The 15212-nt window shown below is 61.5% G+C and carries 12 protein-coding genes; 7 read left to right on the top strand and 5 right to left on the bottom strand.

The genetic code is table 11. From position 1 onward, the window contains the following. Window positions 1-21: 21 nt before the first annotated feature. From VLU25_04660 to VLU25_04670, 3 genes are all read right to left on the bottom strand, one after another. Entirely contained in the window at window positions 22-1446 is a 1425-nt protein-coding gene (locus tag VLU25_04660; protein HSR67210.1) for a methyltransferase, read from the bottom strand. Window positions 1447-1494: 48 nt separating this feature from the next. Next, a complete protein-coding gene (locus tag VLU25_04665; protein HSR67211.1) occupies window positions 1495-1677 on the bottom strand; it encodes a hypothetical protein in 183 nt (60 codons plus the stop codon). Between the two features lie 157 nt (window positions 1678-1834). Continuing rightward, the gene (locus tag VLU25_04670) at window positions 1835-3469 is read right to left on the bottom strand and encodes a hypothetical protein (GenBank protein ID HSR67212.1); all 1635 of its coding nucleotides are present in this window, start codon (window positions 3467-3469) and stop codon (window positions 1835-1837) included. Between the two features lie 203 nt (window positions 3470-3672). Between VLU25_04670 and VLU25_04675 the strand changes: the two genes are divergently transcribed. From VLU25_04675 to VLU25_04685, 3 genes are all read left to right on the top strand, one after another. Beyond that, window positions 3673-5115 (top strand): glycosyltransferase, encoded by a 1443-nt coding sequence (locus tag VLU25_04675; GenBank protein HSR67213.1) that lies wholly within the window; start codon window positions 3673-3675, stop codon window positions 5113-5115. Between the two features lie 377 nt (window positions 5116-5492). Beyond that, on the top strand, window positions 5493-6860 hold the full coding sequence (locus VLU25_04680) for an ATP-dependent 6-phosphofructokinase (GenBank protein HSR67214.1): 1368 nt from the start codon (window positions 5493-5495) through the stop codon (window positions 6858-6860). 743 nt (window positions 6861-7603) lie between these two features. Then, a complete protein-coding gene (locus tag VLU25_04685) occupies window positions 7604-9037 on the top strand; it encodes a hypothetical protein (protein HSR67215.1) in 1434 nt (477 codons plus the stop codon). Between the two features lie 15 nt (window positions 9038-9052). Here VLU25_04685 and VLU25_04690 read toward each other — a convergent pair whose 3' ends face one another. Together VLU25_04690 and VLU25_04695 are read right to left on the bottom strand one after the other, a co-directional pair. Next, on the bottom strand, window positions 9053-9406 hold the full coding sequence (locus tag VLU25_04690; protein HSR67216.1) for an STAS domain-containing protein: 354 nt from the start codon (window positions 9404-9406) through the stop codon (window positions 9053-9055). A gap of 150 nt (window positions 9407-9556) precedes the next feature. Then, window positions 9557-11632 (bottom strand): hypothetical protein, encoded by a 2076-nt coding sequence (locus tag VLU25_04695; GenBank protein HSR67217.1) that lies wholly within the window; start codon window positions 11630-11632, stop codon window positions 9557-9559. Between the two features lie 162 nt (window positions 11633-11794). Between VLU25_04695 and lptG the strand changes: the two genes are divergently transcribed. The 4 genes from lptG to VLU25_04715 all read left to right on the top strand — a co-directional run. Beyond that, the gene (gene lptG / locus VLU25_04700; protein HSR67218.1) at window positions 11795-14125 is read left to right on the top strand and encodes an LPS export ABC transporter permease LptG; all 2331 of its coding nucleotides are present in this window, start codon (window positions 11795-11797) and stop codon (window positions 14123-14125) included. 61 nt (window positions 14126-14186) lie between these two features. Beyond that, window positions 14187-14468, top strand: coding sequence for a DUF433 domain-containing protein (locus VLU25_04705; protein HSR67219.1), 282 nt, complete (start codon window positions 14187-14189; stop codon window positions 14466-14468). Continuing rightward, a complete protein-coding gene (locus VLU25_04710; protein HSR67220.1) occupies window positions 14465-14812 on the top strand; it encodes a DUF5615 family PIN-like protein in 348 nt (115 codons plus the stop codon). The genes VLU25_04705 and VLU25_04710 overlap by 4 nt, the downstream gene beginning before the upstream one ends. A gap of 82 nt (window positions 14813-14894) precedes the next feature. After that, the coding region (locus VLU25_04715) for a hypothetical protein (GenBank protein HSR67221.1) at window positions 14895-15212 on the top strand (318 nt) is incomplete at its 3' end.

Below are 15212 nucleotides of genomic sequence, written 5' to 3' on the forward strand. Positions count from 1 at the left end.
CAGGATTTTCTCACGCCGAACCTAACCGGGCAAGGAGGGACGAATCCGTTCCGCCAGGTAGAGAACCCTTGTTCCCGAGGTCAGCACCCTGCGATGCCTGAGGCGAAAGTGCTTCCTAAGGCACTCCTCGAATAAGGCCTGGTTGTAGTCGCGGTACTGGTCAGGCTTGTTCCTGAGCAGGGCTTGGGCCATAGGGTCTTCCTTGCTAACGAACTCGATGATCAGACTCGAGTTCAGCGAGGCGAGCCAATCGATGAACTCGTCCAGCGGGATATTGGCGCCGATCACCATGTGATGGACTAAGGCCAGGCAAAGGGTCAGGTCGGGGGTTCCTCTGGCGCTCAGTTCTCGCCGTTCCCGGCAACGCCATCCCAGATCAGGAGAAGGATCGGCCAGATTGACGACCAGAGGCAGGATCTTGCGGTTTCCTTCATGCTTGAGTTGCCGGTAGAGTCGGCCTACCGTAAGGGAGTCGCTGTCGATCGCGACCACATAGTCGGCCGCCTCCGCCGCAATCCGGCTGAATTCACCTACGTTGCATCCCAGATCCCAGACCAGGTTGGGGCCGATCATGGACACTCCGCGGCGCACGAAGTCGGCCTTGGCTTGCTGATCTCCATCGCTGTAGCTGTGCTGCCGCACATAGTCGGACCAGGGCGAGGAACCTTCCGTCTTGCGCAGCCTGGCGATCAGCCTGTGCAGATTCTGGACGTTGCGCTCGATTAAAGACTTATCGAATCCGGCTTGTTGGATCTGCCCCTTGACGGGCTGGCGGCTATGGGCAAACCTGTTCTCAAGTTTGCTCTGCAAATAGACGTGGCTGAAAACGCCCCTCCTAAAGCGGTCTCTCAACGACATCAAGGCGTCGCACTGGGCGGGCGTGATGCCCTCGATGCTTCCCCTCAGAAAAGGGCGGAAATCGACTTTCTTGTAAGCCTCGAGGAGCAGAGGATTGAGGAAAAGCTGGCAAAACTGGCGGTAGCCGGACCAAGGTTCCCCCTGCTCCAGGCGCTGGAATGAGAGCACGTCTATGAAGACCGGGTCGGTCCCATGCCATTGTACGTTGTAAGGGGAGGAGTCCTTCATGAGCATGTCGGCGGCCAAAGCCCTGCGCAGCAAGTCCAGATGCAGCAGTGCGGCGTCCTTCAACATGTCGAAGGACCACTCGTAAGGGTATGAAATGAACGGTATGCGCTGGTGTCTGAGAAGGCCTGGCCAGGACTCGGGCGAGAAACTCACCTCAGGCCCCAACTCTTCCCAGCCGGCTTCCTCGGTTGCGATGATCTTTTCCTCTTGAAGGCACTGCCGGAAAAAATCGGAGGAAGAGAGCGCGCGCCATTCTGCCTGCCCCTGCCGACTCAGGAGACGGTAGACGGCCCCGTCGGCATACACAATTCGACCGGTGCGGTCACGAAACGATCCCGGCTCGACCTCGACATTCGGCATGAGAGATTTGATATCGGCCAGCACAGGAATGGCCGTCCCGAGCGTAGTTTAATCCGTCTTCGCGCCGCTCTTGCCCGCCCTGGAGGAATCGCGACCGGTGCCAAAAAGAAAGGAAGTGATCCGCCCCCAGAACATCTTCACAGCCACCGCCACGCCGGCAATCCCGCCCAGCAGAATCTGAAGAATAAGACTGCCGGAGGCCGGATCCATATAGGCCAGAGGCAAGTTCATCAGGCAATTGGCAAGCATCGTATCCGCCGTTCAGTGGTCTTGGGAAGCAGGCGCTCCTGGGAAGCAGGCGATAGCCCTTGTGCCGCCCTTCCCGATCATATGATTAGGAGTCCAAATTATAGCAGAGCCCCGGCCCCAGGGGGCTTTAATGTCAGTTCTATCGGGTCCGACCTGGGGACTGAGGAAGGTCGGCACGGGGCAGTTCGATCATGGGGCGGCTGAGAAGGGGAGCGCCGGTGGCGCTGTTTCGGGACGGGCGCACGAACACCTCCAGACCGGAGCCGCTGAGCGGGCGCATCAAGAAGCGCCTGGCGAAGATCGCTTGAATCGACTCCTGCAGGTCGGCGTAGCGGCCGGCGGCCTTCTCATCGCTGGATTGCGGCATGCGGACAGCCATAAGAGCGGAGTAGTGATCGCTCATGTCCGCTGCTCCGAAATCGGCCGGATCGACGTACCGAAAGGCTTTGGAAGCCAGCCTCGACCCATGGTCGCCGTGAACGATTATGACAGAGTCCGAGAGGGAGCCGGCGCGCCCCATCTGCTCGATCAGATCGCCCAGCCTCTTCGCGACACACCTGACTTGCTGGAAATAGAGTGAATATTTCAACTCCCTGGCCTCTTCAGAATTGAACTCCTCTTCCTTGCCGGCGCCGATGTTGCCGACATTGGCCCATGTGCCGACATCGGGCCGCAGGGCGCATTGAGCGTCGAAGGCGTAGGCGTAGTGCGGCCACAGCAAGTGGACGAAGAAGGCGGTTCCGCGGGGATGGCTGGCAATATCTTGAGCCAGCCTCTCCATGACCCCGGGCGAAGACAAAGAGCTGAGTTGAGGCTTTCCGGGAAAGAAATCAAACGTCCCCTCAAAGATCCTGGGCAGAATAAGGCGGGCCTTGCTCCAAGCGCTCAAGTCGAAATCCCTGAGAACGCCTATGCCGTTGGCAGGGTAGACAAAGCAATAATCGGCCGAAAACCCTTGGGCTCGGCAAAAATCGATCCAGCCGCTCTGATAGACCCGCACCGAGTAGCCGGCCCGAGATAGCGAGCCAAGCCAGTCGTTTCGCGTGATGCTGTAGCCCGACCCGCTGGCGGCCACGTACTCGGGAATGGTCGAGAATGCCTCTCCATTGACCAGGCTCGCCAGGGCAAGGTGGCTCTCCGAGTATTGGCTGAAGGCTCGGCCATAAACCTCAAAGCCGCTTTCCGAAAGCCCCGCAACCAGATGTTCCTGCAATTCCCTCCCGTCGGGCAAATCCGCAGGGATTCCGGCCACCCCGACATGCTCATCAAGAATCAGGTGCAGGAGCAAGGGAAGGTCCTGGATGGGTCGAGCTTCCCGGACGAATACCTCCCCGTCAGGAATTCGGTCGCCGGGAAGCAGAAGCGTCGCCAGCAAAATAACCCCCCAGGCCGAGGCCGCTATGCGGCCGATTTCCCGGCGCAGCGCGAAGACGAGAAACATGAAGCCGAAGAATGCTGCCAAAAGCAGAAACGGGGCCAGCAAGGGAGATACCCAGGCCGCACCGCCCATGACCAAGACCAAGACGTGCAACTTGACGTCCAGGAAGAGGAGAATGAGCAGCCCCAGGACGAGCGGATAGAGGCTCTCCCTCCGCAGCCAGGACAGCAGGCAAAGCCCCGTCCCGGCCACAAGAAGCGCCCCGGCGCAGAGAAAAACCTCAGGAGTCAACAGGGGATATCGCTGATACTTGGCGAAGCTGATGAGCAGGCTTAAGAGGATTAGCGACGGAACGGCCCAGTCGGCCAGCCGCCCTAAAGGCAGGTCCGCAGTCATTGACTCGCTCTCGGCTGGTCGCTGCGGCGATTGTCTCTTGGGCTGACCGTCCATGGTGGTTGGGATCCGACGCGCTGAATTGTAGGCAGCGGACCGCAGATCGGTCAAGTGCTCCAACCGTCTCCCCCATTCGGGCAAGCCACGCCTCGACCACTGTGGTATCGTTCTTGCCGCCGATGAACACCGTCCGGGAGCAGACCAAGTTGAGCATCGTAGTGCCCGTCTACAACGAGCGCTATACCGTGGTGGAACTGGTCGATTCTTTGTTCCGCGTCGCGTTGCCGGTGGGCGTGACGCGGGAAGTGATCTTGATCGACGACGCTTCCAGCGACGGCACCCGGGAGATCCTGCGCGAACTGGAACAGAAGCATCCCCTGCGGATCCATTACCAGTCCGAGAACCAGGGCAAGGGAAGCGCCGTGCGCAAGGGCATCGAGTTGGCGAGCGGGGATGTGATCGTGGTGCAGGACGCCGACTTGGAATACGATCCCGGCGAACTCCCCAAGCTGCTGCGGCCCATTCTTGACGGTCACGCCGATGTCGTTTACGGCTCGCGTTTTTTGGCCGGGGAGTACCGGCGGGTGCTCTATTTCTGGCACACCGTGGGCAACCGCATCCTGACCTTGTGGTCGAACTTCTTCACCAACCTCAACCTGACCGACATCGAGACCTGCTACAAGATGGTGCGGGCCCCCATACTCAAATCCATTCCCATCCGCAGCAACCGTTTCGGAATGGAGCCCGAGCTGACCGCCAAGTTCGCCAAGCGGGGCTGCCGCATCTACGAGGTGGCCATTTCTTACCGCGGACGCAGTTATCGAGAAGGGAAGAAGATCACGCCCTGGGACGGCGTCAAAGCCCTTTTTACCATCGTCTATTTTTGGCTGGTCGACGACCTCTACACGGAGCAGTACGGCCACGCCATTCTTCACCAACTGTCTAAGACGCACCGCTTCAACAACTGGCTGGCCGACACCATCCGGCCCTGGGTGGGAGAGCACGTCATCGAGTTCGGAGCCGGCTTGGGCAACCTGTCGAGACAACTGCTGCCCCGTGATTCCTATTGCGCCAGCGACATCGACCCCCTCCACCTCGACTATCTTAGCAACGTCTTCGAGAATCAGCCGTCGGTCTCGGTCTGCAAGGCCGACATCGAAAAAAGCGAAGATTTCGTCGAGTTAGAAGGACGATTCGATACCGCAGTCGCCCTCAACGTGGTGGAACATGTGGAGGACGACAAGCAAGCCCTGGCCAACATCTTCAGCGCACTTCGGCCCGGAGGACGGGCCTGCATCCTGGTCCCCCGCAGCCGCAGGTTGTTCGGATCTTTCGATGAACTCCTGGGGCACTTCCGCCGCTATACGCCCACCCAACTCAGGAGCGGACTTGAAGAGGCGGGTTTCGAGATCGAAAAGGAGTTGACCTTCAATCGGATCTCGGTCCCGGGCTGGTTCATCAACGCGGTGGTGCTGAGGCGGAAGAGCTTCGGACGCCTGCAGTTGAAGCTCTTCGACAGCACGGTATGGCTTTGGCGCCGGCTCGACCCCTTCCTGCCCTGGAAAGGGCTTTCGCTGGTCATGATCGCCCGCCGACCGGCTGCCGACCCGTCATCGGAGGCCTCTCAAGCGGCGGCGCCGCCGTCTTGAGACGGCCTTCGGTCAGGGCCAGAGCCGGTAAAGGGCCCAAATCAGCACAAGCGCGACGAGGATGGCCCAAACCCAGTTCGGAAAAAGCCTATTCGAAGCCATTCTATCTACCTCCTTTTTCAGCGAAACCCGGCGCCCGCCTCCAAAACGAGGAGCCGGAATCGTTTCTCGGCGACGGCTCGTCGTTCCAAGAGTTCGGAATCCTCACCAACCGTGGCCGCACATCGATCTCGTTCGGCTCCGTATTCTACGTGGCCCCTCTGTCATGAGCAATCTTTGGCTCCGAAGCCACAGCCTTGAGCCCGCTTGAACCAAACGCGGAGGTGGGAGACAATAGCCCTCTTCCGACTGGATTGGGCGTCCGCCGAGGACTTGGAATGGAAACCAGCAGCCATGAGGCCCTGAGCGAGAAGGAACAGGCCATTCTGGAAGGCTACCAGGGCCTCGACTTCACGGTCGAAAACCTGGGACGCCGTTCGGTGCGCAATCCCATCCGCGAGGCCCGCTTCATCGAGGACGACCAGCGCGTCGTCTACCCGCTCGACCTGCGCGACATCCAGATCCTTCAGAAAGCGGGGCAGCCCGTCCCTTCCTTCGAGATGGGAGGCCCGCGCGAATACATCTATTTCGACCCGGCCAAACTGCGCAGCGCCATCGTCACCTGCGGCGGACTGTGCCCCGGAGTCAACGACGTCATCCGGGCCCTGGTCATGCAGCTCACCTACGTCTACGGCGCCAAGAACATCATCGGCATCCGCTACGGCCTGGAGGGGTTCATTCCCGAGTACAAGCACGAGCACCTGGAACTGGGCCCTGACGAGGTGCAGAACATCCATCACCACGGGGGAACGCTGCTGGGCACCTCGCGCGGACATCAGGACCCGGCCAAGATCGTGGACGCCCTGGAGCGCATGAACATCAACCTGCTCTTCATGATCGGAGGCGACGGCACCATCAAAGCCTCCATCAAGATTCAGGAGGAAATCGCCTCCCGCGGACTCAACATCGGAGTGGTTTGCGTCCCCAAGACGATCGACAACGACATCTCCTTCATCCAGAAGTCGTTCGGATTCGAGACGGCCTTTTCCACCGCCGTGCAGGCCATCGGGGCCGCTCACAACGAGGCCAAGGGAGCCTTCAACGGCATCGGACTGGTGCAGGTGATGGGACGCCATTCCGGCCACATCGCCGTCCACGCCGCCCTGGGGATGCGCGAAGTCAACTTCGTGCTGATTCCCGAAGTCGATTTCGACCTGCACGGGCCCAAGGGCTTTTTCGAAGCGCTCAAAAAGCGGGTGGTGGAACGCCGGCACGCCGTGGTGGTGGTGGCCGAGGGCGCCGGACAGCGCCATCTGCGGGCGGTCGACGAAGACAAGCCGGTGGAGTACGACAAGAGCGGCAACATATCGCTGCTCAACATCGGACGCTTCCTGCGCCAGGAGATCACCAAGTACTTTCACGAGCGCGAGATTCCCATCACGCTCAAGTACATCGACCCCAGCTACATCATCCGCTCCCAGCGAGCCAATCCCATCGACAGCGTCTTCGCCGGACTGCTGGCACAAAACGCCGTCCACGCCGCCATGGCCGGCAAGACCGGCATCGTCATGGGCCGCTGGGCCGCCCAGTTCACCCACCTCCCGGCCCGCGTCGCCGTCTCCCGCCGCAAATCGGTCGACCCCGACCTGTGGCGCTCGGTAACCGAAGCCACCGGCCAACCCCCCGCCTTCACCAACGACGACTAGACTAGTCCTCTTCAGGGGGGCGAGGCAGTGTCCTTAGTCGTCAACAGCGGGCAGGATGTCGCTGTATTGGAAGTTGACATGAGCGTGCATGGTCGATCCCCGTCGCGGACGATGAGCAGGCTGTGGATCTTGGGATAGACCCGGCCCTCTCTGAGCGAGTCCGCGAACCGGCCCAGCCGCTTGCCATCCATGCCCTGCGATTGGGGCGTGGCCCTTTTCCGCTCGGGAATAGGCCACTCCTCGGCTTGGTGGGCGGTTCGGGCTTGAGCAGAGGCCAAGTTCAGGCCCAGCAAAACCACTGGCACCCACCAACGCCTCAAGCCGATCCCGAGCCCCAGAGTGCACTTCCCCCATCCAGCCGGCGTGACCCCTGATTGCTGCTTGATTGCCGGTACATGACTGCTACTAGGCCCAGGAGCCGGCAAGGTTCGGGAAACACGGCGATCAGTCCAGGGAGAAACGGGTGGGATTCCTGCCGATCCTCTCCCCCGTCTCACCTCCAGACACAGGGGAGAGGGCCGTGCATAATGGGCTGCCGATCAGTTGGTTGAGGTATACAGGAAGGAGTCACAGCAGTCCATATGTCACGTAATCTTAGCATCATCCCGCTTCTCGCGGTGCAGAAATCGAAGAAATTTCTTCGCTGGCAGGTTTATACCAACTTTTCTTCACCCATTCGACCGGCCCCATCGAAGCAGGCTAAATGGATCTCGGGAGCGAATCCATCGTAACCTAGGCTGAGCATGATGAGCTTTCTTGCTTTTTTCTTCAGCCTGTGGAGCCTTCCGGCCACGCTTGCGATGTCTGCGCCTGGCCCAGCCGACTTTCCAGTGGGCGAAGCGGTGGAAAAGGTGCAGTGCCTCGACGCCGAAGACCAGAGCTACGCGCTCTACCTGCCCTCACAGTACAAGCCCGACAAACAGTGGCCGGTGCTTTTCGCCTTCGATCCGCGCAGGCGCGGGATGATACCGCTCAACCTTTTCAAAGAAGCCGCCGAACGTCATCAGTTCATCATCATGAGCTCCAACAACTTCAGGAGCGACACCAATGAGCTGGAAAGCAGCGAACGGGCCTTGATGAGCATTTGGAACGAGGCCATCAGCCGCTTCTCCATCGATGCCCGGCGCATCTACTCCACCGGATTCTCGGGCGGAGCCCGCATTTCCTGGGTCTTCGATCAGGCCACGCAGGTGCCGTTTGCGGGCATCATCGGGGTGGGAGCGGGATTCCCCTGGAACGGCGACTTGATCGAGGGCTACGACAATCCTCACATGACCTTCTTCGGACTGGTGGGCGAAACCGACTTCAACTTCTACGAGATGCACGGCATGAGCCGGAGGCTGAGGGAAGAAGGCATCCCCCACCGCGTCGTCACCTTCCCGGGGGCACACCAGTGGCCCTCGGCCCGGGAATGCAGCCGAGCCATGGATTGGATGGCGATTCGCGACATGAAAGCCGGACGGCGTCCCGCCGACCGGACCCTGGCGGATGAGATCTTCCAGGAAGGGCTGAAGAGGGCCGCCGACCTGCAGTTAAAAGAGCGGCTGGTGGACGCCCGCCGCGAGCTGGAGAGCCTGGTGGCAGACTTCGAGGGACTCTGCGACACCGCTCCGGCAGCCCGTCTGCTGGAGGACTTGCGAAAGTCGAAGCGGTTGGCCAGGGCCGAGAAGAAGCGGCGCAAGGAAGCCGATACCGCGCTGGCGCTGCAAGAGAGGGCCTTGGGAATACTGCATTGGGCCAGGACGGCGCGCTGGGAAGAGGTCCCGGCCGTCACTCACCTGCGCTTCGAAATGCGCCTTGCCCCTCTTCTCAAACGCTCCCGCAGCGACGACCGCGAACAAAGCCTGGCGGCCCAGCGGGTGCTGGAGAACATCTTCGTTCAGAGCGCCTTTTATTTTCCAGCGGAAATGTCGGCCAGGGGAGATCATCGCCGCGCCATGCTCTTTATGGAGGTGGCCTCGGAGATCAAGCCCGAACATCCCTTCTTGTGGTACCGGATGGCGGTCACCGAGTCGGAGATGGGCAACGAGGGGGGCGCGCTCAAGGCGCTGGAGAAGGCCGTCGAATGCGGCTTCAACCGCAAGGATATCCTGGAGACGGCTCCTCAGTGGGAAGGGTTGCGCCAAAAGGAGCGCTTTCAAGCGCTGCTGGCCAGGATGGGCGAAGCGTCCCGCTGAGTGCCGCGGCCGGCGCTACTCCTCGCTGGATTGGTCGAAGGACTCGATGGCTTCGTCTTCGTCTTCGTAGACTTCGAGCAAGGGCAACAGCCGGCTGATGGAGAGCACGTGGCGGACGCGGTCTCCCACCCGCAGCAGCTTGACGGAGCAGCCGCTGGCCTCGGCCCGCTTGATCCCGGAAACCAGTTCGCCGATGCCTGAACTGTCGATCCACCCCACCTCGGAAAGATTGAGCAGCACCCGGTCGCGGTCCTCCACCAGAAGCTGGTTGATCAACTGGCGCAAACTCTCGGAGGGACCGCCCGAAACCAGGCGTCCCTGCATGTCGACGACGATAACTCCCTCGTTCTCCCGAAATGAGACGTCCATGGCGGCGGATTATAAACCCAAGCCGCACGCTCCTCAACCCGACCTGCGGTCGACTTTCGGGCGAACTCCCAAGATCCAGCAACCAACCCACAAGCGGCGTGGCCCTTGTGAGTTGGTCCTTGGAGCTTGTGGATTGGCCCCCCAGGGCCCTCATCGATTATCGAAATCGATGTTGGAGACCATCTCCGAGAGTTGGTTGTTGAGCGAGGTCACCTCGCTCAGAAGGGCGCGTTCGCGGTCGCGCAATTGAGCGAAACGGTCTTCGCCCTCGGTCAGTTCGCGTGCCAAGCGTTCGCGCAAATCCCTTTCTTCGTCGGAACGTCCCAGAGCCTTGAGGGTCTCGCGCCGCCGCTCCTGATCCTGGGAAAGATTGCCGATGTCGCGGCGCAGGTCGCTCAGCTCGCGGTTCTTCTCGGCGATGCGGGCGCGCAGGGCGAAGATCCCCTGCAACTGGCGGCGCAGCGCCTCCGGCACGTCATAGCCCCGGAAAAAGACCCGCACGGCGTCCTCGTCAGCGTTGAGCAGGGCCAGCGTCCGCGAGCGGTTGAGAATCTCAGGCACCTCGAAGGTCTTCTCCTGTCCCGCCGAGAGGTCGATATTGAAGCGGTAAAAGTCGTCGGTGGTCTCGTCGGGCTCGAGGTCGCGCAGCTCGATTCCGTTGCGGCGGGGATGCTCCAGCACCACCCGTTTCTGGCGTTGCGCCTTGTTGCGCATCAGGTATTGGTGATTCTGGACTTGCTCGATATAAAGCTCGGCGATGCCGTTGGCCACCTTGAGCCCCACGATGCGCTCGCCTTTGCGGTCGAAGTCCTTGCTCACCAGCACCTCGAAGTCGACGCCGTAGCTGAGCAGCCGCTGATCGTGGCGGGGCATGTAGTCCATGACCGCTTCTCCGGCGTAGCGTCCCTTCTCGAAGAAGGTCACCGGACCGGCCTCCAAAGGCAGTCCGCTGTTGTTCTCAAGGCGCAGCCCGCTGCGGGGATTCTGATCGTCCTGCACGGCGTTGTAGATGGAGAGCCGCTCGGCCTTGACGTCGCGCCGCAGGAAGGGCAAAAAGGCGCTCTGGCGTCCGCCCAGGCGCACGGGGAAGGGAAAGCTGTACTCGAAATAGTCCTGGATCTGGCGTCCCTCGGCCTGGGTGAAGTCGCCCGCGGGCGCTTCTTCGTAAGACATGGGGGCGGCTCCGGGAGCCATCTTCAGCATGGGCACGGCCTGACGCGACCTCCTCGACTCGGCCATGAGAGCCTCGCGTTCCGCGGGGGCGGCTCCTTCGGCGCTCTGGTCGAGGAGGCCCTTGGACACGGCCGACTGGTACTGGCGCGGCGAAGCCACTGCAGCTCCCGGCACGGGGACGCTGGCGCGGTTGGTGTAAAGCGGCTGGTAAAGGTCCATGACGAAGGACACCGGCATCCCTGAAATGAGGGTGAGTTCCACGTCGTCCCAGGCCTCCCCGGTGGGATTGTCGATCTGGGCCCAACCCTCGATCACGCCCTGCTCGGGATCGTCCTGGAACTGCAGGCGGTAGGACGTCTTCCAGACGGGAAACTGCTGCAGGTAGGCGGCCCGCACCGCTCCGCCTGCTTCACCCGGATAGATGGTGATCTGCTTGGTGACGTCCTGAGAGCCCTCGGCCAGAATCTGCAGGTAGCCGGCAAGCTGGCGCTGCAAGGACTCGTCCGCCAAGCGCAAGGAACGGACGTTGCCCAGCCACTCGGTGACGATATCTCCCGAGTCCTTGAGGATGGACACCTGGTACTCGCTGATGACGCGGTCGGAGCCTGCGGCCCGTTGTCCTTGATTAACGGCCAGCAGCTTGCCCGAGACATCTCCCAGGTCCTGGCTGGTAAGACGCAGTGCGGCGCCTTTGACCTGCTGCAGAAACCCGGCCAGTCCCAGGTTGGGGTCGCGCAACTCAAAGGGATAGCGTCCCAGGATCTGCTGGGCCGGAATCCCCGTCGTGTAGCCCAGCGGGTAGAGGCTGCCGTCGGAGGGATTCCAGGCCGTGAAGGTCTTGAGGACGTCGTTCATGTCGTCGGGATGGAAAGACAGGGGCAGGGGCTGGGAGATCTCTCCGGCCCGTACGATGTAGGCCATCCCGTTCTTGTAGAGGTAGATTCTGTCGATGGGCAGCGGCTCTTCTGCGGCCGGGCCCTGGGCAAGGGCGCACAAGGTCAAGGCGGCTGCCGCCAAAAACAAACATTGCACAATGATGATCAAGCGTCGCATAGGGGGAAATCCTTTCCGGCAAGTTATCGGCGTCTGCATGAGACATACGGTGCTCACGCTCGCATAACGTGGAGCGAGCCGTTTTCTTAGATGCGTCCCGGCGCAATTCGTTTAAAGACCCCTTTGTTAGAATATTGCATCTAGGCAACGAGTGCCTGTTTTATGAAGCGCATACACCGCATCGTCTACCAGGAGATCTTCCCGCCCGGGGCCATTGCCCTGCTGGTGCTGACTTTCGTGGTCTTCACCCGCGAGTTCGGACGGGTCAGCCGCCTCTTCATCCAGCAGGGCGCCGAAGCCGGACTGGTGGCCGAGCTGATGTTGTCGCTCTTGCCTCAGATCCTGGTCTACACCTTCCCGCTCTCCTTTCTCATCGGCACCCTGGTGGGCTTCTCCCGGCTGTCCACCGACAGCGAGGTGGTGGCGCTGAGGGCGGGCGGAGTCAGCATCTTCCAGATGATAGCGCCCGTCATGAGGGCGGCGGTAGCGGTGTCGGCGCTGACGGCCGTGCTCACCTTCTGGCTCTTCCCGCTGGGCAACTGGCGCTTTCAGGAGATCCGCCATGAGCTGGGGGCGCGTCCTCTGCAGTCTGAGATCAAGCCCCGGGTTTTTTTTGAGGAGCTTCCCGGCAAGATCCTCTACATCGAGGACCAGGTCCTGCAGACCCAGCAATGGAAGGGAGTCTTCCTGGCCGACAGCGGCGGCCAACATGGACAACGCATTATCCTGGCCCGCAGCGGACGCCTGCTCACCAGTCCCGACGCCCAGCGCCTGCAGTTGAGCTTCCAGGGCGGACTCATGTACGAAATCGATCCCGCGTCGCCCCAGGAATACCACTGGAACCGTTTCGGAACCTTCGACGTGCCGGTGCGCCTGCCCGAAGAGCGTTTCCGCCCCAACCGTCCCAAGCGTCCCCGCGAGATGCTTGTGGACGAGCTGCAGCGCGACATCGAGCAGGGGACGCCTCAAGACCGCCGCTATGCGCTGGTGGAACTCAACCGCCGGCTGGCCATCCCCATCTCGGCCCTGCTCTTCGCCATCCTGGGAGTAACGCTGGGGGCCCGCCACCACCGTGGCGGACGCGCCTACGGCATCGTGGTGAGCATGGTGCTGGCCTTTTCTTATTACGCCTTCCTGGAAGCCGGGGTGGAGGCTGCCGAGGACGAGGTGGTTTCCATCCTGGTGGGGCTGTGGGGACCCAACATCCTCTTGGCCCTGGCTTCGCTGTTGTCGCTGCGCATGGCCAACACCGAGGGCGGACTGGTGAGCCGGGCCGCCAGCCATCCGCTCACCCGCTCCATCGCACGCACCCTGCGCCAATCCGCGCGGGCCCTGCTGCGGGCCGGACGCTCGGTGGGACGGGGCATCCGCGACGCCATCTGGCGCATCCCCAGGCTCCTGCCCCGCATCGCCCGCGTCATCGACCTCTACGTGATCCGCAACTTCCTCATCTACCTGGCGCTGACGCTCTCCATCACCCTGGCGCTCTATTACCTGTTCACCTTTTTCGACCTGCTCAACGACATTTTCGCCAACAACATCGAATCCGGACTGGTGATCGAGTACTTCATCTTCCTCATGCCTCAGGCCCTCACCCTGCTGGTGCCGATTTCCGTCCTGATCGCCACCCTGGTGACCTTCGGAGTGCTGCAGAAGACCAACCAGATGGTGGCTTTCAAGTCCTGCGGGGTGAGCGTCTACCAGGTCGCTTTCCCCATCTTCGGACTGGCCGTGCTGGTCAGCACCGTCTCCTACCTCAACCAGGAATACGTGCTGCCCTATGCCAACCAGCGCCAGGACAACCTGCGTTCGGTCATCAAGGGACGTCCCGCTCAAACCCACTACACTCCCGGGCGCTCCTGGATCTTCGGGGAAGGCGACCGGCTCTATCACTACAGCTACTACGACCCCGACCGCGACCGCTTCGCCGAGATCGACATCTACCAGGTGGACGTCACCAACAACACCCTCAAGTCGCACACCCACGCCCGCCGCGCCACCTGGGACCGCGACACCCAGAGCTGGATACTGAGCGGGGGATGGAAGCTGGAATTCACCGGCACCACCGACCAGTTCCAGCAGTTCGAAGAGACCCGGGTGCGGCTGGCCGAAGCGCCCGACTATTTCGAGGCCGGAGTGGCCGAGTCCTCCAAGATGACCTACGGCCAACTGTGGAACTACATCCAGGACCTGCAGCAGGGCGGATTCGAGGTGGACGACCTCAAGACCGAGCTCTACACCAAGCTGTCTCTCCCGCTGGTGCCGCTGATCATGATTCTGCTGGGCGTCCCCTTCGCCTTCACGCTGGGACGCAAGGGCGCGCTCTACGGCATCGCCGCCGGCGTGCTGATCGGGATGATCTACTGGGGCGCCTTCGGCGTCTTCAGCGTCCTGGGCGCAGGCGGACTGCTGGCCCCCCTGCTGGCCGCCTGGGGCCCCAACCTCCTCTTCGCCTCCCTGGGCGCCTTCCTCTTCCTCACCGTCAGGACTTAGTGGCTTGTCAGCCTACGGCTGCCAACTCAAAAAGGCGGGGCACCCGTGCTAGGATAGAGCCATGGTGACGAAGACCCGGCACCGCTATATCGTCAGTAATGACGAGATCTTGAGCGGTGAACCCATCATCGAGGGAACGAGAACCCCTGTTCGCGCCATCGTGGAAATCTGGCGCCTGGGTATTGCTCCCGAAGAGATTCCATCCCATCTTCCCCACCTCACACTTGGGCAGATCTTTGACGCACTCAGCTTTTACAGCGATCATAAGGACCAAATCCACGAGTACATCGAGCGTAATCGCATTCCCGAAGGCCTGATTGACCCCAAGGTAAGGGACGAGTGAGCCGCCTCTTCGCTTCGCTTTATCTGGACGAAGACGTCAGCATCGTGATTGCCGAGATTCTACGTTCTCGTGGATTTGACGTTGCCACCGTGCGGGACAGGGGAAAGCTGGGTCTGCATGACGAGCAGCAACTGCGACTTGCATCGAGCGAGAATCGAGTTCTGGTCACGCACAACCGCGTTGATTTTGAAAGACTCGCAACCGAGTGGTTTAGTCGCCAAGAAACACATTCCGGCATCGTAGTCGCTACACGCCGCCAGCCTGGCGAGGTGTCTCGCAGGCTGCTTGAGTTGCTAGACCGATTCACGGCTGATGAGTGGAGGAACCAGATTCTCTATATTTGATCCCTTCGAGAAGGTTTTGCGTCCAAGGGAGGTACTGGTTAAACCGGGACGAAGCAACGGGAGATCGAGGGGGTGTTCGAGAATGAGTAGGGAGAGTTTTGCCCGCGTCGGTGTCTTCCTGTTGGGAATTCTGCTGGCGGCCGCTTGCGTCGAGACGCGGCGACCGCAGTATCCGGAGGCGGTGCGGCTGAAAGCCGAGCAGCCGCCCAAGGCCTTCGACCAGCCGGACGCGGCCCGGGAATACTACGCGGCCCAGCGGACGGGGACGGACGGCCAGCCGGTGGACGTCCTGGCCCAGTACCAGCGAGCCCGCCTTCACATGCGCTCCATGCCCCGCCACTCGCTGCGCCTGGGACGCTCTCTGCCCTCGCTGCAGGAAGCCGATCTCTCGCCCCGCGCC

It is taken from the genome of Acidobacteriota bacterium, from assembly GCA_035471785.1.
GTDB lineage: Bacteria > Acidobacteriota > UBA6911 > RPQK01 > DATIPO01 > JANQFM01.